This is a genomic window from Pseudomonas sp. 43(2021), from assembly GCF_017490805.1.
GTDB lineage: Bacteria > Pseudomonadota > Gammaproteobacteria > Pseudomonadales > Pseudomonadaceae > Aquipseudomonas.
Genome location: NZ_JAFGYJ010000005.1, coordinates 73290 through 93747 on the forward strand (window position 1 = coordinate 73290; position 20458 = coordinate 93747).

Below are 20458 nucleotides of genomic sequence, written 5' to 3' on the forward strand. Positions count from 1 at the left end.
CTGAGAGGACTGCTGGTCATGCTGTGCTGCGTGGCAGGCATGGCCGTGGCAGAGGAAAAGAACATCCTGGTCACCAGCGGCAGCGACCGGGCCACGCCCATCGCGGTAGTGCCGTTTGGTCTGCAGGGCGGCAGCGTGCTGCCGGAAGACATGGCCGACATCATCGGCAACGACCTGCGCAACTCCGGCTACTACTCGCCGATTCCGCGGCAGAACATGATCAGCCAGCCGTCGCAGGCCAGCGAAGTGATCTTCCGTGACTGGAAAGCGCTGGGCGCGCAGTACGTGATGGTCGGCAGCATCGTGCCGTCGGGCGGTCGCCTGCAGGTGCAGTACGCGCTGTTCAACGTCGCCACCGAGCAGCAAGTGCTGACCGGTAGCGTGGCGGGCAGCGTCGACCAGCTGCGCGACATGGCGCACTACATTTCCGACCAGTCGTTCGAGAAGCTCACCGGCATCAAGGGTGCGTTCTCCACCCGCATGCTGTACGTGACGGCCGAGCGTTTCTCCACCAACAACACCCGCTATACCCTGCAGCGTTCGGACTACGACGGTGCACGTGCGGTCACCCTGCTGCAATCGCGTGAACCGATCCTGTCGCCACGCTTTGCACCGGATGGCAAGCGCATCGCCTATGTCTCGTTCGAGCAGAAGCGCCCGCGCATCTTCGTCCAGCACATCGATACCGGTCGCCGCGAGCAGGTCACCAACTTCGAAGGCCTGAACGGCGCGCCAGCCTGGTCGCCGGACGGCTCGCGCCTGGCGTTCGTGCTGTCGAAGGACGGCAACCCGGACATCTACGTGATGAACGTGGCTTCGCGCCAGATCAGCCGTGTCACCGCTGGCCCGGGCATCAACACCGAGCCGTTCTGGGGCAAGGATGGCAACACCCTGTACTTCACCTCCGACCGTGGCGGCAAGCCGCAGATCTACAAGCAGTCGGTCGGTGGCGGTGGCGCCGAGCGTGTAACGTTCGTGGGTAACTACAACGCCAACCCGAAACTGTCGGCGGACGAAAAGACCCTGGTGATGATCCATCGCCAGCAGGGCTTCACCAACTTCAAAGTTGCGGCCCAGGATTTGCAGCGCGGAAGTGTAAAGATTCTCTCGGAAACGAGTCTTGATGAGTCTCCCACTGTTGCGCCAAACGGCACCATGCTAATCTACGCCACCCGCCAGCAGGGCCGGGGAGTCTTGATGCTCGTGTCGCTTAATGGCCGCGTGAGGCTCCCACTTCCTACCGCTCAAGGCGAAGTCAGAGAACCGTCCTGGTCCCCTTACCTGAACTGATTGCGGCGTAATAATTTTTGCTTAACACACTGGGGTTTCATTAGGAGTTTCACGATGGAAATGCTGAAGTTTGGTAAATTTGCTGCGCTGGCTCTGGCCATGGCCGTAGCTGTAGGTTGCTCCTCGAAGGGCGGTGACAACGCAGGCGAAGGCGCTGCTGTAGATCCGAACGCTGGCTACGGTGCCAACGCTGGCGCTGTTGACGGCTCCCTGAGCGAAGAAGCTGCCCTGCGCGCAATCACCACCTTCTACTTCGAATACGACAGCTCGGACCTGAAGCCAGAAGCCATGCGCGCTCTGGACGTTCACGCCAAGGACCTGAAAGCCAACGGCAACCGCGTTGTCTTGGAAGGCAACACCGACGAGCGCGGCACCCGCGAGTACAACATGGCTCTGGGTGAGCGTCGTGCCAAGGCCGTTCAGCGCTACCTGGTTCTGCAGGGCGTTTCCCCTGCTCAGCTGGAACTGGTCTCCTACGGTGAAGAGCGTCCGGTTGCCACTGGCAACGACGAGCAGTCCTGGGCTCAGAACCGTCGCGTAGAACTGCGTAAGTAAGTTCTTATGCGTATGTGCCGCCGTGTAGTAACCGTCCTCGCACTCAGCCTGCCGCTCGCGGCCTGGGCTGAGGTCCCTGTAATTGATGACAACGCAGGCAGTTATCCGCCTGCGGGTTATGGCACGAGCGGCGCCTATGCCGGGTCGGGGGCTTCGGCCCCTGCCTCTGCACAGGGCCAGCTGTTCATGCAGCTGCAACAGATGCAGGATCAGCTTTCCCGCCAGCAAGGCATCATCGAAGAGCTGCAGAACGATGTGTCGCGCATGAAGCAGGAAAACCTGGAGCGTTACCAGGACCTGGACCGTCGCATCAACAGTGGCGCCGCGCCTGCCGCGACCCCTGACAATTCCTCCGGTGGTGGTGCATCCAGTGCCGCCCCCGATGCAGCAGCAGGTGCTGCTGCGCAACAACCGGCCGCCAGTAGCGAGCCCGGTGATCCGGCGAAAGAAAAGCTCTATTACGATGCCGCTTTCGACCTGATCAAGCAGAAAGACTTCGACAAGGCCAGCCAGGCGTTCAACGCCTTCCTGCGCAAGTACCCCAACAGCCAGTACGCGGGCAATGCCCAGTATTGGCTGGGTGAAGTGAACCTGGCCAAGGGCGACCTGCCAGCCGCCAGCCAGGCTTTTGCCCAGGTCAGCCAGAAGTATCCGAAGCACAGCAAAGTGCCGGATTCGCTGTACAAGCTGGCCGATGTCGAGCGCCGCATGGGCCATACCGACAAGGTCAAGGGTATCCTGCAGCAGGTCATCACCCAGTATCCTGGCACCTCGGCCGCGCAACTGGCCCAGCGTGACCTGCAGAAGCTCTAAGCAGCACCGTTTGAAAGAAACCCGCGCCTGTCGCGGGTTTTTTCGTTAGAATCACTGCCCTTTTTTCGTAAACACGCTGCTGCGGATAACGCTATGTCGAGTCCGCGACAGTGCCTGACGGAGGCGGGCAGCCTGTTTAGCTGTCACGCCCGTGGCGAGCATGCAAGACACATTACGCATCACCGAAGTCTTTTACTCTTTGCAGGGTGAAACGCGAACGGCCGGGTTGCCCACGGTATTCGTGCGCCTCACCGGTTGCCCCCTGCGCTGCCAGTACTGCGACAGTGCCTATGCCTTCAGTGGCGGTACCCTTCGCACCCTCGATTCGATCCTTGAGCAGGTCGCCGGCTTCAAGCCGCGCTACGTTTGCGTTACCGGTGGCGAGCCATTGGCCCAGCCCAATGCCTTGCCGCTGTTGCAGCGCCTGTGTGACGCCGGTTACAAGGTGTCGCTGGAGACCAGCGGCGCGCTGGATATTGCCGGCACCGACACCCGCGTCAGCCGCGTGGTCGACCTGAAGACCCCAGGCTCCGAAGAGTCGCACCGTAACCGCTACGAGAACATCGAGCAGCTGACCCGCAACGACCAGGTCAAGTTTGTCATCTGTTCCCGTGAGGACTACGACTGGGCGGTTTCCAAGCTGATCCAGTACAACCTGGCCGAGCGTGCCGGCGAGGTGTTGTTCTCGCCCAGCCACCACCAGGTGAACGCCAGCGACCTGGCGGACTGGATCGTCGCCGACAACCTGCCCGTACGCTTCCAGCTGCAGCTGCACAAGCTGCTGTGGAACGACGAACCCGGACGTTGATTGAGGAGCAAGCACACATGACCGACAAACGCGCAGTCATCCTGTTGTCCGGCGGCCTGGACTCGGCCACCGTGGTCGCCATGGCCAAGGCCGAAGGCTACAGCTGCTACACCATGAGTTTCGACTACGGCCAGCGCCACCGCGCCGAACTGAACGCCGCTGCCCGCGTTGCCCGCGACCTGGGTGTGGTCGAGCACAAGGTGATTGGCCTGAACCTGAACGGTATCGGCGGCTCGGCATTGACCGACAGCAGTATCGACGTGCCTGAAACCCCGGGTGAAGGCATCCCGGTCACCTACGTGCCGGCGCGCAACACCGTGTTCCTGTCCCTGGCCCTGGGCTGGGCAGAAGTACTGGATGCCCGTGACATCTTCATTGGCGTCAATGCCGTGGATTACTCCGGCTACCCCGATTGCCGCCCCGAGTTCGTCGAAGCCTTCGAGCGCATGGCCAACCTGGCGACCAAGGCCGGTGTCGAAGGGCGGGGCTTCCGCATCCAGGCGCCGCTGCAGAACATGAGCAAGGCGCAGATCGTACAGGCCGGCATGGCCCGCGGCGTGGACTACAGCCTGACCGTTTCCTGCTACCAGGCCGACGATGACGGCCGTGCCTGCGGCAAATGCGACAGCTGCCGCCTGCGTGCCGACGGCTTCAAGGCAGCCGGTGTCGCAGACCCGACGCGATACTTTTGAAAAAACTTTGATGGGGTATTGATTTCCTGTTAGAAATCAGTATTATACGCGCCATCCAACGGGTCGTTAGCTCAGTTGGTAGAGCAGTTGGCTTTTAACCAATTGGTCGTAGGTTCGAATCCTACACGACCCACCATACTCAGTACGTCAAAGCCCGCTACCGGCAACGGTGGCGGGCTTTTTCGTTTTCCGCTGCTTGTACTGGCCTCATCGCCGGCAAGCCAGCTCTCATGGAACAACACATAAATCATTGATTTAGCAGGGCTCTGTGGGAGCGGGCGTGCCCGCTCCCACAAGGGATTGTGACGCGCTCTCGAACATTGTTCCCTGTGCGACAGCGCAGCCCAAAGGGCTGGGCAATCTCCCACAGGTAAAGCACAGGCCTTGAGAGCCGTGCGGACGTTGTGGGAGCGGCCTTGTGTCGCGAAAGGGGCGCAAAGCGCCCCCAGCTTACTCAGCCCACTCCGGATCCCCGGTAAACACCACCGTAAGCCAGCGGTCCGGCCCTTCACCTCCCACGGCATCACCGATCTCGTTGCGCCACGCATCCCATTCATCGATGGTTTTTGCGGCCATGCTCTTCGGTACGATGAAGTACAGCTCGATTTCCCGCGAGCGCCCAACCTTGGCCACATAAGCCCGGTACGACTGCAACCCATGGCGTGCGACGAAGGCTTTGGCGACTTCGTCCACATGCAGCTTGAGGTCGCCAGGGGTCACCAGAAAAATTTCCGAAAGGGCCTGGCGCACTACCGACATCGGCAACGGCACGATCACCAGGCACACCAGCGCCAGCACCGCCGGGTCGATGTACGGCGATACCCACTCCAGCGATGTGCCTTGTACCGCATAGCCAAAGCAGAAGGCGATCAGCAGCGCGGCGGTAATGCTGGCTGACATCACCCAGCCTTTTACGTCCATGCGCACGAAATCCGAGCCCAGCTTGCGGTTGGCGCGGGCCTCGACAATGGCGATGGTCACGCAGGCGATCACGGTCAGCAGCGCGTAGACCATGGCGATGCCGAACTCCAGGTGGCGCCCGCCTTGCAGCAAGCTGCTGACGGCGTTGATCAGTGCATAGATGGCCACGCCGCTGAGCAGGATGCCGTTGAGCGCCAGCACCATCGGCTCCAGGTGCCAGAAGCCCATGGTGAAGCGCTCGCGCAGCTTGCGCGACATCTGCACGCTGGTGGTGTGCGCGGTAATCAGCCTGACCACCACCAGCGACAGCCCGCTCATGCTGGCATCGACCAGCGAATAGACGCCGTCGAAGACGATGGAGAACGAGCCGGAGGCCAGGCCGAAGGCGATGCCGATGATGGCGATGAACAGGGTGACGGCAATCGAGGTGCGTAACAGGCCCTGTTCGCTGGTGATGTCGAAGAAGGTGGATCTGGTTGCGGTTTGCATAAAATGTGCTCTAGAAGAAACGGTGATGCTGTATTGCTTGTCAGGGCCTCTTCGCGGGTGAACCCGCTCCCACAGGTTGGCGTCGCCTTGGAGATCGGCGCAAAACCCTGTGGGAGCGGGTTCACCCGCGAAAAAGGCGCATTGGCCCTGACAGGTTAGACGCGGAATTGCTCCATCAGCGCCTGCTGCTGGTTGGCTAGCCGGTTCAGGGCCTGGCTGATCCGCGCCGACTCATCGGCCTGGCCTGCCAGCGATTCGGTCACATCGCGAATGCCGGCCACATTGCGGTTCACCTCTTCGGCCACCGCGCTCTGCTCTTCGGCTGCCGAGGCAATCTGCAGGTTCATGTCGCTGATCACCGCCACTGCCTCGCCAATCCGTTGTAGCGCCGGCAGCGCCTGCTCCATGCGCGTGGCGCTGTCCTGCGCCTGGCGCTGACCTTCGTGCATGGCACCCACCACATCCTGGGTGCCTTGCTGCAAGCCCTCGATGACCTGGCGAATTTCCTCCACCGATGTTTGCGTGCGCTGGGCCAGGCCACGCACTTCGTCGGCTACCACGGCAAAACCACGCCCGGCTTCGCCCGCGCGGGCGGCTTCGATGGCGGCGTTGAGCGCCAGCAGGTTGGTTTGCTCGGCAATGGTACGGATCACTTCCAGCACCGAACCGATCTGCCCGCTGCGGCCTTCCAGCGCGCGCGCCTCGTCCATGGCGGTGTTCATGCCGGCAGCCAGGCGGTCGATGCCCTGGCGGGTGCTGTCGATCAGTTGCAGGCCTTCGCGGCTGGCCTGGTCGGCTGCGCGTGCAGCCTGGGCCGCCTGCGAGGCGTTATGGGCGACATCCAGGGCGGTGGCGCTCATCTCGTTGGCAGCGGTGGCCACCTGTTCGATTTCACGGTGCTGTTGCTGCATGCCGTCGCTGGTCTGGCTGGCGATGGCGGCCGACTGGTCGGCGGTACCACGTGCTTCCTGCAGTGAGCCTTTGACCTGGGCAATGACCGGTTGCAGCTTGTCGAGAAAGCGGTTGAACCAGCCGGTGAGCTGGCCCAGTTCATCCTGGCGGGCGTAGTCCAGGCGACGGGTGAGGTCGCCTTCGCCGCTGGCGATGTCTTCCAGGCGTGCGGCCACGGCCAGGATTGGTCGGGTCACGCCACGCGCGGTCAGCCACACCAGCAGCAAACCGACTACCGCAGCGCCCAGGCCAACCAGCAGGCTGGTGAGGTTGGCGCTGTGGTTGTGCGCGTCCAGGCGCTGGTTGAGGGCGACGGCAGGCGCCTGCAGCACGCTTTCCGGCAGTTCCAGCAGTACCTGCCAAGGGGCGGCATCAGGGATCGGTGTGAATGGGTGGGCAACACGCAGCAGGCCATCGGCTACCGTCTTGTCCATGGGCTCGCCGAGTTTGCTGTCGTCGCGGCTGTTGCCGGCCAGCAGGCCGGCTGCGCTGGCGATGCTGACCTGGCCCTGGCCATCGAACAGCTCCCGGCGGCCGTCCAGGCTCAACTGCTGCAGGTTGGCCAGGCCGATGTCCAGGCCAACCACGCCGACCACCTTGCCATGCTCCAGCAGCGGCAGGGCGATGCTGGTCATCAGCACCTGGCGGCCATTCACCTCGTCGAGGTATGGCTCGAGCATGCAGGTTCTGGCGGTGTCCTGCGGGCAGGTCAGCCAGCGGTTCTTTGCCACGCCGTTGCTGCCGATGCTGGCGTCACCGAGCATCGATTCCGGCATGGCTTCAAGCTCCAGAGTGCCGGGGCGGGGTTGTGACCAGTACAGTGAGAAACGCCCGCTTTCGTTGCTGCCCACGGCATCCTGGCCGAGGTACTGGCTGTCCTGGTCCAGGGCGTCGGGCTGGAAAACCAGGTACAGGCCGATCACGTCCGGGTTGCCGGCCAGGCTGGTGCGGGCCTGGCGCGTCAGCTCGGCGCGCAGGTCGCTGCCGCCACGGGCCTTGAGCACCTGTACCAGGCGGGCAAAGCCATTGCCGTACTGGTAGGCGTCCATGAAATAGCGCTGGATGCGCAGGGCCTGGGCTTCGGCATGGGCCTGCAGGCGCAGGCGTGCGCTGCTGTCGAGCATTTCGGTGTTGGCCTGGTTGACCAGTGCCGCGCTGCGCCGCGCCTGGGCCAGCGACGTAGTCACCAGCAAGGCGACGATGGCCAGCAGGCACAGGCCGGCGAGCAGGGTGATCTTCCACTGGATGGAGAGGCGGCGCAGCGGCATGAGGGCTTTCCTTTTCGATCAAGTACAACGCCCGCGTTCAGGCGCGGGCGTTGTCGGCAGCGTGGGTCATTCAGCGATGTAGTTGGGCGGGGTGTCCCTGAAGGCTTTGGTCAGCCAGGCCAGGTACAGCAGGCCGAGCAGTGCCCAGACGCCACCGAACAGCAGCGAATGCGCGTTCAGGTCCAGCCACAGCGAAACGATGATGCAGAAGCCAATGGTGGGCGCCACCAGATACGTCAGCTGGTTGGCCAGGCCTTGGCGCTTGCCTTCGCGCAGGTAGCAGTGGTTGATCACCGACAGGTTGACGAAGCTGAACGCGACCAGTGCGCCAAAGTTGATGATCGAGGTGGCGGTGACCAGGTCGAAGAAGATCGCTGACAGCGAAATCAGCCCCACCACCGCGATGTTCAGCACTGGCGTCTTGTAGCGGGAATGCAGGCGGGCGAACAGGCTGGCCGGGATCACGTTGTCGCGGCCCATCACGTACAGCAGGCGCGACACGCTGGTCTGCGAGGCCAGGCCCGAGGCGATGGTGTTGATCACGGTGCAGGCGATGAAAATCGACTGGAACAGCTTGCCGCCGACGTACAGGGCGATTTCCGGCAGTGCCGCTTCCTGGTCATGGAAGCGGGACATGGTCGGGAAGTAGGCCTGGATGAAGTACGACACGGTGATGAACACCATGCCGCCGATCAGTGCGGTGAGGAAGATTGCCCGAGGGATGGTCTTGCCCGGGTCGCGGGTTTCTTCGGACAGGCAGGTGACCGCGTCGAAGCCCAGGAACGAGAAGCACAGGATGGTCGCACCGGCGGCCAGGGCGCTGAGCTGGGTCTGGTTGTCGGCGAATGGCAGCAGGCTCCAGGCGGTACCCAGCCCTTCACCTTGGTCCAGGCCGCGCACGCACAGGTAGATGAACACGGCGATGATCGCCACCTGCACGGCCACGAACAGCAGGTTGAAGTGCGCCACCAGGTTCACGCTGCGCATGTTGATCAGGCTGATCAGGGTGACGAAGCCAGCCACCCACATCCACTCCGGTACTTCCGGGAACATGGCCGAAAGGTACAGCTTGGCCAGCAACGCATTGACCATTGGCAGCAGCAGGTAGTCCAGCAATGACGACCAGCCGACCAGGAAGCCCACGTGCGGGTTGATCGCACGCTGGGTGTAGGTATAGGCCGAGCCCGACTGTGGGAAGCGTCGTACCAGGGTGCCGTAGCTCACGGCGGTGAACAGGATCCCGGCCAGCGCCAGGATGTAGGCGCTGGGTACGTGCCCGGCGGTAATCCCGGATACGATGCCGAAGGTGTCGAACACGGTCATCGGGGTCAGGTAGGCCAGGCCGATGATGATCACGTGCCAGAGACGCAGGGTTTTGCGAAGTTGGCCATTGCCGGAGGCGCTGTGGTCATGCTGCATGCTGGCATGGCTCCTGCGGCTGGGCGTAAACGGCGGGCACGGTGTACTGCGCATGCGGCAAGGGCGAGCGGGTGGGCTCCATGTTGTTCACCTTTATTGTTGGAGCGGCGGGGGCGCGGGGGAGCGCGCAAAGTGGTGAAAATAAAAAACGATGGGTAGCTGGGTGTCAAGTTAAACATGACAAGATGTTGCTGAATTGAAATATTTATCGATTCAAGTGGGGTTTTGTTCGGTTATTGCGCGTTTTTTTGCGGTTTTGATCAATTTGAGTGTTCGTAAAAATTAACGAATGCCGGTCTCCCATGGAAAGGCTGTCAGGCGTTTCCCAAAAGCGGGATTTCTCGAGCCGGGCCAGCGCCAGGCCTGGGCTGCGGTGGTACTCTTGGCGTTCTGTGTGGCCCTTGGCCGCCTACGAAGCCCTTACGGACAGCAATCGGTTCTATTCATGAAGAAATCAGTTGGCATCCTTTCCGGCCTGGCTATCGCCATCGCCGTCGCAATCACCGCTGGCGCCTGGTACACCGGCAAGCAGCTGCCTGCGGAGCTGGACAACGCCCTTGTCCGCAGCAACGCCGAACTCAAGAAGGCCCTGGTGAGCACCGGTGGCAGCATGAGTATCGAGCGGGTATCGCTGGAGCAGCATTTCTTCAGCAGTACCGCCCAGTACCGGCTCAAGGCCCGCGATATCAACCTGGGCGAAGGCGAAGTGGTGAACTTCGACGTGGGCGTGACCGACCAGATCGAGCATGGCCCGTTCCCCTGGTCGCGGGTAAAGGCGTTGAAGCTGATGCCGGTGCTGGCGGTCAGCAACAGCACGCTGCAGAAGGACGACGCCACTGCGCCGTGGTTCGCCGCCGCAGGCGAGCAGGCACCGGTCAGCGCGCAGACCAGCCTGGGTTACGACGGCAATGTGGTCAGCCAGATCCAGCTGGCGCCGGTCAAGCTTGACGAAGCGGATGGCAACAGCCTCGACTTCTCGGGCATGCAGTTGCAAGTAAGCGGTGATCAGGAAGGCAAGGCCTCGCGCTTCCACGGCCAGGCCGACCGTTTCGTGATGAAGCTGGTGCGCGATGACCAGCCGCCTGCCACCTTCGAGCTCAACGGCCTGAAGGTCGGCGGCCAGCTGGCGGCCACCGCGCACGAGGCCATCTATGTGGGCAACGTCGACCTGGCGCTGGCCGAAACCAAGGTCACTCTGGGGCCCAAGCAGCAGGTGCTGGTGGTCAAGGGCCTGGAGCAGAACGCCCTGCAAACCCTTGACGGCCCGGATACCGTGGGTGGCCGCGTGGAGTACAAGGTTGGGGATATCACCTGGGATGGCCGTGCGGTGGGCAAGGCGCAAATGGCGGTGAGCATCACGTCGGTCAACGCCCCGGCGCTGCAGGCGCTGTCGACGTGGTACCAGGCGCACCTGCCGGAATTCGAGGCCGCAGCCGCAGCCGGCCAGCCGGTGCCGGAAATCCAGATGGACGATGTGGAGAAGGCCAGGTTCCAGGGCGAGCTGCAGAAACTGCTGGCTGCCAAGCCCCGGGTGGCGGTGGAAAACCTGTCGTTCAAGACCGCCAATGGCGAAAGCCGCTTTGACCTTTCGATGGGCTTCGCTGCCCCGGCCAGCTTCGACCTGCCGCCTGACCAGTTGAGCAAGCAGCTGATCACCGAGGTTAAGGGCAAGCTGTCGTTGTCCAAGCCGATGTTCGGTGACCTGGCAACCTTGCAGGCGCTGCTGGATGGCCAGACCGACGCCCAGTCCATTGCCATGCAATCGAGCCAGGCCGGGGAAATGGTCGGCATGATGGCGTTGCAGAGCGGCATGGCCACCGTGCAGGGCGATGATGTGGTAAGCAGCTTGCACTATGCCGATGGCATGGTCGATTTCAACGGCCAGAAAATGACCGTGGAAGAGTTCGCGATGCTCATGGCCTCGCACCTGGCGGCCCTGTCGCCGCAGGGCTGATCGAAAGCCTGTACCGGCCTCTTCGCGGGTAAACCCGCTCCCACAGGAGTTTGGCAGATTCTGTGGGAGCGGGTTCACCCGCGAAAGGGCCAGCACAGGCAACACAAAAACCACTTTAGAATTCGCTGGATTGTCTGTAGCCTTCGGCCTCCGATAATAATCCGCGCCCGCAGAGGGCCGTGGCGGCCTGTGTGCCGTCCGGCGCCCCTAGCCGATCTGTCAGGGCCGGGTGATACACTCGATTTGACGCGCACAAGCGCCTGCAGGTCCAGCGATCATGACCCAGATTTCCGAACGCCTGTTGGTTCAGGCCCACCTCGACGCCAAGCAGCCCAACCCGCTGACAGCCGAGCAGGAGGCCGAATACCGTGCGGCCATCGCTGCCGAGCTCAAGGCCCAGAACGCCGTGCTGGTCGCCCACTATTACTGCGACCCGGTCATCCAGGCGCTGGCCGAAGAAACCGGCGGCTGCGTGTCCGACTCGTTGGAAATGGCCCGCTTCGGCAAGAACCACCCGGCCGAAACCGTGATCGTTGCCGGTGTGCGCTTCATGGGCGAGACGGCGAAAATCCTCACCCCGGAAAAGCGCGTGCTGATGCCCACCCTGGAGGCTACCTGCTCGCTCGACCTGGGCTGCCCGGTGGAAGAGTTCTCGGCCTTCTGCGACCAGCACCCGGAGCGTACCGTGGTGGTCTATGCCAACACTTCCGCTGCCGTGAAGGCCCGTGCCGACTGGGTGGTCACCTCGAGCTGCGCGCTGGAAATCGTCGAAAGCCTGATGGACAACGGCGAGACCATCATCTGGGGCCCGGACCAGCACCTGGGGCGTTACATCCAGAAGCAAACCGGTGCCGACATGCTGCTGTGGGACGGTGCCTGCATCGTTCACGAAGAGTTCAAGTCGCGCCAGTTGGCCGACATGAAGGCGCTGTACCCGGATGCAGCGATTCTGGTGCACCCCGAGTCGCCGGAAGCGGTGATCGAACTGGCCGACGCGGTGGGTTCCACCAGCCAGCTGATCAAGGCTGCCCAGACCCTGCCGAACAAGACCTTCATCGTCGCCACCGACCGCGGCATCTTCTACAAGATGCAGCAGCTGTGCCCGGACAAGGAGTTCGTCGAAGCCCCGACCGCCGGTAACGGCGCGGCATGCCGCAGCTGCGCGCACTGCCCGTGGATGGCGATGAACACCCTGGAGCGTGTGCTGGATTGCCTGCGTAATGGGTCTAACGAGATTTTTGTCGACCCGGCGCTGGTGCCGAAAGCGATCAAGCCGCTGAACCGGATGCTGGACTTTACCCAGGCGGCGCGCCTGAAGTTGTCCGGTAACGCCTGACGCTGTACCGCGTCGCTTTCTTCGCGGGTAAACCCGCTCCCACAGGTACAGCGCAGCGCTCACGGGCGGTGCGGTCCCTGTGGGGGCGGGTTTACCCGCGAAAGGGCCCTCAACGCCCCATCATTTCCTGAACCATGCGCTGCTGCTCCATGACCTCGCGCTGGCGCTGGTCAATCTGTGCTGCCAGCGGGAAGTTCCCGCCCGCACGGCGCTTGGCGTAATCCAGCTGCTGGATGGCCTGGTCAAAATCGCCCACCAGTGTGAAGTACTCGGCACGCGCCCGGTGCAAACCAATGGTATTGCCCGAAAGGCCCCGCACTTCGGCCATGTCGTACCACACGTCCGGGTCATCCGGCCGGCTCTTCACCAGCTCGTTCAACACTTTCTCCGCCTCGGCGGGCTTGTTCTGCTTCACCAGCAAGTCGGCACGCACCTGTTTCAGCGGGTAGTTGCCCGGGTACAGGCCCTGCATGCGTTCGGCCCGCTGCTGCGCGTCGGCCAGGCGGTTGTTGGTGATATCCAGGTCGATCTGCGCCAGGTTGTAGGTAATGTCGTTGGGCGCCTTGGCCAGCAGCGGCTTGAGCAGTTCGCGCGCCTCGTTCAGCTGGCCACCCTTGATCTGCGCCAGGGCCAGGCCGTAACGCGCGGCGTCCAGCTTGGGGTCTTCGTCCAGCTGGGCGCGGAAGCGTTTGGCTGCCAGCCCCGGGGTGCCTTCGTAGGTCAGCGCCACCCGGGCACGGATCAGCTGGTAGCGCATGCTGTCCTCGACGCCGCCCTTGGGGGCCTGCTCGGCACGGTTGCGGGTGTCGGCGATACGCGACTCGGTTACCGGGTGGGTCAGCAAGAATTCCGGTGGCTTGGCGTCGTAGCGGTACTGCCGGGCCAGGCGCTCGAACATGGTCGGCATGTTGCGCGGGTCGTAGCCGGCCTTTTCCAGGTTCTGGATGCCGATACGGTCGGCTTCCTGTTCGTTTTGCCGAGAGAAGCGCCGCTGTTCCTGGATCGCCGCTGCCTGGGTGCCGGCGATCACGCCGATACCGGCATCACCGCCACCACCGGCGGCCAGCACGATACCGGCCAGCAACGCCGCCATCATCGGCAACTGCATGCGCTGCTGGGCCTCGACGCCGCGGGCGAAGTGGCGTTGCGACAAGTGCGCCAGTTCGTGGGCCAGTACCGAGGCGTACTCGCCTTCGGTCTGGGCGTTGAGGAACAGCCCGCCGTTGACCCCGACGATGCCGCCCGGGGCGGCAAAGGCGTTGAGCTCGCGGCTATCGATGAGGATGAATTCCAGGCGTCGGTCCTGCAGTTGGCTGGTTTCGGCCAGGCGATACACGCTGGTTTCGACGTAATCTTTCAGCTGCGGGTCGTTGAGCTGGTTGACCTGGCCACGCAGCAGGCTCAACCAGGCACGGCCGAGCTGGTGCTCCTGTTGTGGCGAGACGATCGCGGAACTGGCGTCGCCCAGTGATGGCAGGTCGTCAGCGTGGCCGGGGAGGGCCAACAGGCAGGCCAGCGTCAGCAGGGTAGGGCGCAGTAGATTCATGCATGAAGCTCGCGTCGGTCAAAGATACCTACTGTAGCGGGCTCACACGTTGGCGACCAGTGGCGCTATCCTAGCCGGCCAAATCCAGATACAGCCTGGCAATGCCTTTGGAGAGCCCCACGATGAGTGACACCCTGACCTGTGACGCCGAGCTGGACGCCAGCGGGCTGAATTGCCCTTTGCCGCTGCTGAAGGCCAAGATGGAGCTCAACCGCCTGGCCAGCGGCGCGGTGCTCAAGGTCATCGCCACCGACGCCGGCTCACAACGCGACTTCCGCACTTTCGCCCAGTTGGCAGGTCATACCCTGCTGCGGGAAACGGCCGAGGCCGGTACCTACACTTACTGGCTGCGCAAGGCCTGAGTCTTTCCAAGGATCGTCAATGTTCAAAGTGCTTCGCGACTGGATGCAGCGCTACTTCTCCGATGAGGAAGCGGTGGTGCTGGCGGTCCTGTTGTTCCTGGCTTTTACCGCGGTACTCACCCTGGGTGGCATGCTTGCACCGGTGTTGGCGGGCATGGTGCTGGCGTTTCTGATGCAGGGGCTGGTCAATGCCCTGGAGCGCGTGCGGGTACCGACCCGGCTGGCGGTGATGCTGGTGTTCGCCCTGTTCATGGGGGCGCTGGCTGTGTTCATGCTGGTGCTGGTGCCGCTGCTGTGGCACCAGTTGATCACCCTGTTCAACGAACTGCCGGGCATGCTCGGCAAGTGGCAGTCGCTGCTGTTGCTGTTGCCCGAGCGTTACCCGCACCTGGTGTCGGACGAGCAGGTGCTGCATGCCATCGAGTCGGTGCGCGGGGAAATCGGAAAGTTCGGCCAGTGGGCACTGACCTTCTCGCTGTCGAGCCTGCCGTTGCTGGTCAATGCCATGATCTACCTGGTGCTGGTGCCGATCCTGGTGTTTTTCTTTCTCAAGGACCGTGAACTGATCGGCCGTTGGGTCAGCGGCTACCTGCCACGCCAGCGCAGCCTGCTGAACCGCGTGGGCAGCGAGATGAACCGGCAGATCGCCAACTACATCCGCGGCAAGGGCATCGAGATCCTGATCTGCGGCATTGCCACCTACATCGCCTTCATCAGCCTGGGGCTCAACTACGCCGCGTTGCTGGCGCTGCTGGTGGGGCTGTCGGTGGTGGTGCCTTACGTGGGCGCGGTGGTGGTGACCGTGCCGGTGACGCTGATCGCACTGTTCCAGTGGGGCTGGGGTGACCAGTTCATCTACCTGATGACGGTGTACGCGATCATCCAGGCGCTGGACGGCAACGTGCTGGTGCCGCTGCTGTTCTCCGAGGCGGTGAGCCTGCACCCGGTGGCGATCATTTGCGCAGTGCTGCTGTTTGGCGGGTTGTGGGGGTTCTGGGGGATTTTCTTTGCCATCCCGCTGGCGACGCTGATCAAGGCCGTGCTGGATGCCTGGCCGCGGCAGGAGCCTAGCGTTTCGCCGATGCTCTGAATGCAAATGGGGCCGCTTTGCGGCCCATTCGGGACCTTGTGGGAGCGGCCTTGTGTCGCGAAAGGGGCGCAAAGCGCCCCCAACGATCTCAAGCCTTGTTCAGGGCCTGGGCAGCAGCCAGTACTGCATCCACATGCCCGGGCACCTTCACCCCGCGCCATTCCTGGCGCAGCACACCGTTTTTGTCGATCAGGAAGGTGCTGCGGTCAACGCCCATGTATTCCTTGCCATACAGCTTCTTCAGCTTGATCACGTCGAACAGCTGGCACAGGGCTTCGTCCTTGTCGCTGATCAGCTCGAACGGGAAGCCTTGCTTGGCCTTGAAGTTCTCGTGCGACTTGATGCCATCGCGCGACACGCCGAACACCACGGTGTTGGCCGCGGCAAAGGCATCATGCTGGTCACGGAAACCCTGGCCCTCGGTGGTGCAGCCCGGGGTGCTGTCCTTCGGGTAGAAGTACACCACCACTTGCTGGCCCTTGAGCTCGGCCAGGCTGACGGTTTGCCCGCTGGTGGCCTGGGCCTGGAAGTCGGCAACGGGTTGGTCGAGTGCTACAGCCATGGTCGGTTTCCTTACATTGGGTTCTGTGGACGCCATGGCTCGATCAGCGCATCGAGGTTCAGGGCATCGGCAAAGTCCAGGAACTGGTCACGCAGCCAGCTGATCTGGGTGCCGGCCGGCAGAATCACGGTGAACTGGGCGTTGAGCATGCTGCTGCCGGTCTGCGGCGCCAGGTAGGTGTCGCAGGTCATGGCTTCCAGCTCGACGCGGTGGTCGAGGAAGAACTGGCACAGCTCGTTGATGATGTCCGGGCGGTAGGCGGCGCTGACGTAGGCCACGTAGGGCAGGGCCTGCGGGCGCACTTCCTGGTCGGCGCTGCGCACCACGTCCAGGGTCAGGCCGTGTTTCTTGCCCAGGCCCGGCAGCATGGCTTCGAGGCGCGCCAGGGCGTCCCAGCTGCCGCCCACCTGCAGTACCAGGGCGCTGGTCTCGCCGTGGCGGCTCAGGCGCGAGGTGACCACCGCGCAGCGGTTTTCGAAGGCAGCGCGGCTGAGGACGTTGGCCAGCTCCATGGGGTTGGGGCCCAAGGCGCTGATGACAAGGAATTGTTCGCGGACGGTGGGGGTGGACATGCAGCATTCCTAAAGCGATGAGCGGTCGGCACAGGACGGGCGAAAGCCTCCAGTCGGCAGGGCCCGGGGCTCGCATGCGAGGTCGTGGACGCTGGCGGGGAGCAAGGTCGACGGCCCGGCGGGCCGCGCTGCACCGATCAAAGCAGCAAGGGTAGCGAAATAAGGCGCCGAGGGGAATGCTCCACCCGCCTGCTTCGCTTGTGCAAGGCCGATGCCCCCAGTACCATTACCGCTCTCTTTTTCCGGCAGGAGCAGTTACATGATTGCGGGCAGTATGGTGGCATTGGTCACTCCCATGGATGCACAAGGGCGTCTTGACTGGGACAGCCTCGACAAACTTGTAGACTTCCACCTGGAAAACGGCACCCATGCGATCGTCGCTGTCGGCACCACCGGTGAGTCCGCCACGCTGGATGTCGAAGAACATATCCTGGTCATCAAGCACGTGGTCGAGCGCGTCAAGCGCAGCACCCGCCGCATCCCGGTCATCGCCGGTACCGGTGCCAACTCCACTGCCGAAGCCGTGCACCTGACCCAGAACGCCAAGAGCGCCGGTGCCGACGCCTGCCTGCTGGTAGTGCCGTACTACAACAAGCCGACGCAAGAAGGCCTGTACCAGCACTTCAAGCACATTGCCGAAGCAGTCGACATCCCGCAGATCCTCTACAACGTACCAGGCCGCACCTCCTGCGACATGCAGGCCGATACCGTGATCCGCCTGTCGAAGGTCAAGAACATCATCGGCATCAAGGAAGCCACCGGCGACCTGGTACGCGCCAAGGCGATCCTCGATGGCGTCGATAGCGACTTCATCGTCCTGTCCGGCGACGACCCGACCGCCGTCGAGCTGATCCTGATGGGCGGCAAGGGCAACATTTCCGTCACCGCCAACGTCGCCCCGCGCGAAATGGCCGACCTGTGCGAGGCCGCCCTTGAGGGCAATGCCGAGAAGGCCCGCGCAATCAACGAAAAACTCATGCCGCTGCACAAAGACCTGTTCTGCGAGTCCAACCCGATCCCGGTGAAATGGGCACTCGTCGAAATGGGCCTGATGCACAAAGGCATTCGCCTGCCGCTGACCTGGTTGAGCGAAGGCTGCCACGAAAAAGTCCGTACTGCCTTGCGCCAGTCCGGCGTACTGGTTTAAGAGGAAGTACACCGCATGAAGCGACTGGCTGGTCTTTCCGCCCTTGCCCTGATCATCTCCAGCACCAGCGGGTGTGGCTGGCTGTGGGGCGAGGATGGCTATTTCCGCGACCGCGGCAGCGATTACCTGCAGGCGCGCCCGACCGCGCCTATGCAACTGCCGCCGGACGCCAGCAACGTCAAGCGCCTTGACCCGCTGCTGCCGATCCCGCGTAACGTCGCCGACGACAGCGCCACCGGCGAGTTCGAGGTGCCGCGCCCGCAACCGATGACCGGTGGCGCCGCCCAGATTACCGACTACAGCCTGCAGCGCAGCGGCAGCAGCCGTTGGGTGCTGGCCCAGCATTCGCCGGCCGAAGTATGGCCGGTGGCCCGCCAGTTCTTCGAGGACAACGGCTTCCGCATCGCCGAAGAGCGCCCGCAGACCGGCGAATTCAACACGACCTGGCAGCGTTTCGACGAACTGTCGGCATCGCTCGGCCAGCGTCTGGCCAGCACTGCCAGCAGCGCTGACAGCGAAGTGCGCGTGCGTGTTCGCATGGAGCCTGGCGTGCAGCGCAACACCTCCGAGGTGTATGTGGTCAGCGTCGAGCGCCCGGCAGGCAGCACTGCCGAGCCCGATTTCCCGTCCACCTCCAGCAACACCGGTGCCGATGCCCTGCTGGTCGACGAAATGCTTGCCAGCATGAACCGCAGCGCCGAGAAGGGCGGTTCGGTGTCGCTGCTGGCCGCGCGCGATTTCGACGCGCCAAGCCGCGTGAGCCTGAGCGAAGACGGCAGCGGCAACCCGGTGCTGTACCTGGGCGCCGACCTGGACCGCGCCTGGTCCAGCGTGGGTCGTGCCCTGGAGCAGGGTGGCGAGTGGCGTGTCGAGGACATCAACCGCAGCCTGGGCCTGTACTACATCAACCTGTCGGAAAAGCCTGACGACAAGCAGAACCAGCCTGGCTTCTTTGGCCGCATGTTCGGCAGCGAGCCCACCAAGGAAGAGCGTGAAGCCCGTGCCGAGCGCTACCAGGTTCGTCTGAGCAAGGTGGGTGAGAGCGTGCAGGTCACGGTCGAGAAGAACATCAACACCGTGGCTCCGGCCGATGTCGCCCGCCGCGTGCTGAGCGCCATTCAGGACCACCTGGGCTAAGTGCGCTTCGCGGTACTCGGAAGCGGCAGCCAGGGAAACGGCACGCTGATCGCCAGTGGTGACACGTTCATCCTGGTCGATTGCGGGTTTTCCCTGCGCGAGACCGAGCGGCGCCTGGCGCTGCTCGGGGTGTCGGCGGCCCAGCTCAGTGCGGTACTGGTCACCCACGAACATGCCGACCACGTGCATGGGGTCGGCTTGCTGTCACGGCGCTACAATGTACCGGTCTACCTCAGCCAAGGGACCTTGCGCGGCATGCGCAAGCCGGTGGAGGTGGCCGGTTTTCTCGCTTGTGGCGACAGCCTGCGTATCGGCAGCCTGGAAGTGACCGCGGCGCGGGTCGAGCACGACGCCTACGAGCCGCTGCAGTACGTGGTCAGTGACGGCCAGCGGCGCTTCGGCATGCTGACCGACCTGGGTTCGTACGACGCGCTGCTGCTGGAGCGTTACCAGGGCCTGGATGCACTGCTGATCGAGGCCAACCACTGCCGCGACCTGCTGGCACGCGGTCACTACCCGGCCTTCCTGAAGCAGCGGGTGGGTGGCATGCAAGGGCATTTGAACAATCACCAGGCCGCGCGCCTGGTGCATGAGTTGGGCTGGCACAACCTGCAGCACCTGGTGCTGGCCCACCTCAGCAGCAAGAACAACCTGCCACACTTGGCTCGCCAGTGCTTCGTCGACACCCTTGGGTGCGACCCGGACTGGCTCCAGGTGGCGAATCAGGAACACGGGCTCGACTGGCGCGAAATCGCCTAGCCCAACACCTCAAGCAAGCGGAGCCCAATCATGGAAAAACGCGACGAACTTTACCGCGGCAAGGCCAAATCGGTTTACAAGACCGACGACGCCGACCGCTTGATCCTGCTGTTCCGTAACGACACCTCGGCGTTCGACGGCAAGCGTATCGAACAGCTCGACCGCAAAGGCATGGTGAACAACAAGTTCAACGCCTTCATCATGCAGAAACTGGAAGAAGCCGGCGTGCCGACCCAGTTCGACAAGCTGCTGGGCGACAACGAGTGCCTGGTGAAGAAGCTGGACATGATCCCGGTCGAGTGCGTGGTGCGCAACTACGCCGCCGGCAGCCTGGTCAAGCGCCTGGGCGTGGAGGAGGGCATCAAGCTGGAGCCGTCCACCTTCGAGCTGTTCCTGAAGAACGACGAGAAGGGCGACCCCTTCATCAACGAATCCCACGTTGTCGCGTTCGGCTGGGGCACCGCCGAGCAGCTGGCCGAAATGAAAAAGCTGTCGCTGAAGGTCAACGAAGTGCTGAGCAAGCTGTTCGATGACGCCGGCCTGCTGCTGGTCGACTTCAAGCTGGAATTCGGCGTATTCCACGGCCAGATCGTGCTGGGCGACGAGTTCAGCCCGGACGGCTGCCGCCTGTGGGACAAAGAGACCCGCAAGAAGATGGACAAGGACCGCTTCCGCCAGGGCCTGGGCGACGTGATCGAAGCCTACGAAGAAGTTGCCAAGCGCCTGGGCGTGCCGCTGTAAGCGGCACGTTCACGCAAGCGCCTGATACCACGCGATTTTTTTGAAA

19 protein-coding genes and 1 tRNA gene are annotated in these 20458 nt (G+C 63.2%); 14 read left to right on the forward strand and 6 right to left on the reverse strand.

Going from position 1 to position 20458, the window contains the following annotated elements:
• Positions 1-18 precede the first annotated feature (18 nt).
• From tolB to J5M71_RS05920, 6 genes are all read left to right on the forward strand, one after another.
• Positions 19-1290 carry a Tol-Pal system beta propeller repeat protein TolB gene (gene tolB / locus J5M71_RS05895; RefSeq protein ID WP_063913017.1) on the forward strand — a complete coding sequence of 424 codons (1272 nt, stop codon included), beginning with the start codon at positions 19-21 and terminating at the stop codon, positions 1288-1290.
• 54 nt (positions 1291-1344) lie between these two features.
• A complete protein-coding gene (pal, locus tag J5M71_RS05900) occupies positions 1345-1845 on the forward strand; it encodes a peptidoglycan-associated lipoprotein Pal (protein ID WP_015271469.1) in 501 nt (166 codons plus the stop codon).
• A 6-nt stretch (positions 1846-1851) separates the two neighbouring features.
• On the forward strand, positions 1852-2658 hold the full coding sequence (ybgF, locus tag J5M71_RS05905; protein ID WP_063913016.1) for a tol-pal system protein YbgF: 807 nt from the start codon (positions 1852-1854) through the stop codon (positions 2656-2658).
• Positions 2659-2818: 160 nt separating this feature from the next.
• Complete coding sequence (gene queE / locus J5M71_RS05910) at positions 2819-3466, forward strand: 7-carboxy-7-deazaguanine synthase QueE (RefSeq protein ID WP_207830739.1); 648 nt, start codon at positions 2819-2821, stop codon at positions 3464-3466.
• A gap of 17 nt (positions 3467-3483) precedes the next feature.
• Complete coding sequence (queC, locus tag J5M71_RS05915; RefSeq protein ID WP_207830742.1) at positions 3484-4158, forward strand: 7-cyano-7-deazaguanine synthase QueC; 675 nt, start codon at positions 3484-3486, stop codon at positions 4156-4158.
• Positions 4159-4218: 60 nt separating this feature from the next.
• Positions 4219-4294: transfer RNA gene (locus J5M71_RS05920), tRNA-Lys, on the forward strand.
• 314 nt (positions 4295-4608) lie between these two features.
• On the opposite strand, the gene J5M71_RS05925 is transcribed toward J5M71_RS05920, so the two are convergent.
• From J5M71_RS05925 to J5M71_RS05935, 3 genes are all read right to left on the reverse strand, one after another.
• On the reverse strand, positions 4609-5568 hold the full coding sequence (locus J5M71_RS05925; RefSeq protein ID WP_207830745.1) for a cation transporter: 960 nt from the start codon (positions 5566-5568) through the stop codon (positions 4609-4611).
• A gap of 155 nt (positions 5569-5723) precedes the next feature.
• Positions 5724-7787 (reverse strand): methyl-accepting chemotaxis protein McpU, encoded by a 2064-nt coding sequence (mcpU, locus tag J5M71_RS05930; RefSeq protein WP_207830749.1) that lies wholly within the window; start codon positions 7785-7787, stop codon positions 5724-5726.
• A gap of 66 nt (positions 7788-7853) precedes the next feature.
• Positions 7854-9206, reverse strand: a complete 1353-nt coding sequence (locus tag J5M71_RS05935) for an APC family permease (RefSeq protein WP_207830752.1) — start codon at positions 9204-9206, stop codon at positions 7854-7856.
• 445 nt (positions 9207-9651) lie between these two features.
• Between J5M71_RS05935 and J5M71_RS05940 the strand changes: the two genes are divergently transcribed.
• Positions 9652-11160 (forward strand): YdgA family protein, encoded by a 1509-nt coding sequence (locus J5M71_RS05940; RefSeq protein ID WP_207830755.1) that lies wholly within the window; start codon positions 9652-9654, stop codon positions 11158-11160.
• Between the two features lie 277 nt (positions 11161-11437).
• The gene (gene nadA, locus J5M71_RS05945; protein WP_019472564.1) at positions 11438-12496 is read left to right on the forward strand and encodes a quinolinate synthase NadA; all 1059 of its coding nucleotides are present in this window, start codon (positions 11438-11440) and stop codon (positions 12494-12496) included.
• Positions 12497-12605: 109 nt separating this feature from the next.
• Here nadA and J5M71_RS05950 read toward each other — a convergent pair whose 3' ends face one another.
• Positions 12606-14042, reverse strand: a complete 1437-nt coding sequence (locus J5M71_RS05950) for a M48 family metalloprotease (protein WP_063913009.1) — start codon at positions 14040-14042, stop codon at positions 12606-12608.
• Positions 14043-14164: 122 nt separating this feature from the next.
• Between J5M71_RS05950 and J5M71_RS05955 the strand changes: the two genes are divergently transcribed.
• Together J5M71_RS05955 and J5M71_RS05960 are read left to right on the forward strand one after the other, a co-directional pair.
• Entirely contained in the window at positions 14165-14404 is a 240-nt protein-coding gene (locus tag J5M71_RS05955) for a sulfurtransferase TusA family protein (protein WP_008097503.1), read from the forward strand.
• Positions 14405-14423: 19 nt separating this feature from the next.
• Positions 14424-15494 carry an AI-2E family transporter gene (locus J5M71_RS05960; RefSeq protein WP_063913008.1) on the forward strand — a complete coding sequence of 357 codons (1071 nt, stop codon included), beginning with the start codon at positions 14424-14426 and terminating at the stop codon, positions 15492-15494.
• Between the two features lie 88 nt (positions 15495-15582).
• Here the strand turns inward: J5M71_RS05960 and J5M71_RS05965 are convergent, their stop codons facing one another.
• On the reverse strand, positions 15583-16056 hold the full coding sequence (locus J5M71_RS05965) for a peroxiredoxin (RefSeq protein ID WP_207830757.1): 474 nt from the start codon (positions 16054-16056) through the stop codon (positions 15583-15585).
• Between the two features lie 11 nt (positions 16057-16067).
• Positions 16068-16628, reverse strand: a complete 561-nt coding sequence (locus J5M71_RS05970) for a glycine cleavage system protein R (protein WP_013973793.1) — start codon at positions 16626-16628, stop codon at positions 16068-16070.
• A gap of 259 nt (positions 16629-16887) precedes the next feature.
• Here J5M71_RS05970 and dapA point away from each other — a divergent pair, with 259 nt between their 5' ends.
• The 4 genes from dapA to purC are packed head-to-tail and all read left to right on the forward strand — an operon-like array spanning position 16888 to position 20412.
• On the forward strand, positions 16888-17775 hold the full coding sequence (dapA, locus tag J5M71_RS05975) for a 4-hydroxy-tetrahydrodipicolinate synthase (RefSeq protein ID WP_063913006.1): 888 nt from the start codon (positions 16888-16890) through the stop codon (positions 17773-17775).
• Between the two features lie 15 nt (positions 17776-17790).
• Positions 17791-18912, forward strand: a complete 1122-nt coding sequence (bamC, locus tag J5M71_RS05980) for an outer membrane protein assembly factor BamC (protein ID WP_207830760.1) — start codon at positions 17791-17793, stop codon at positions 18910-18912.
• Positions 18913-19671 carry an MBL fold metallo-hydrolase gene (locus J5M71_RS05985; RefSeq protein ID WP_207830762.1) on the forward strand — a complete coding sequence of 253 codons (759 nt, stop codon included), beginning with the start codon at positions 18913-18915 and terminating at the stop codon, positions 19669-19671. It abuts the gene before it with no gap.
• 30 nt (positions 19672-19701) lie between these two features.
• Positions 19702-20412, forward strand: a complete 711-nt coding sequence (gene purC / locus J5M71_RS05990) for a phosphoribosylaminoimidazolesuccinocarboxamide synthase (protein WP_004375217.1) — start codon at positions 19702-19704, stop codon at positions 20410-20412.
• Positions 20413-20458: the final 46 nt, after the last annotated feature.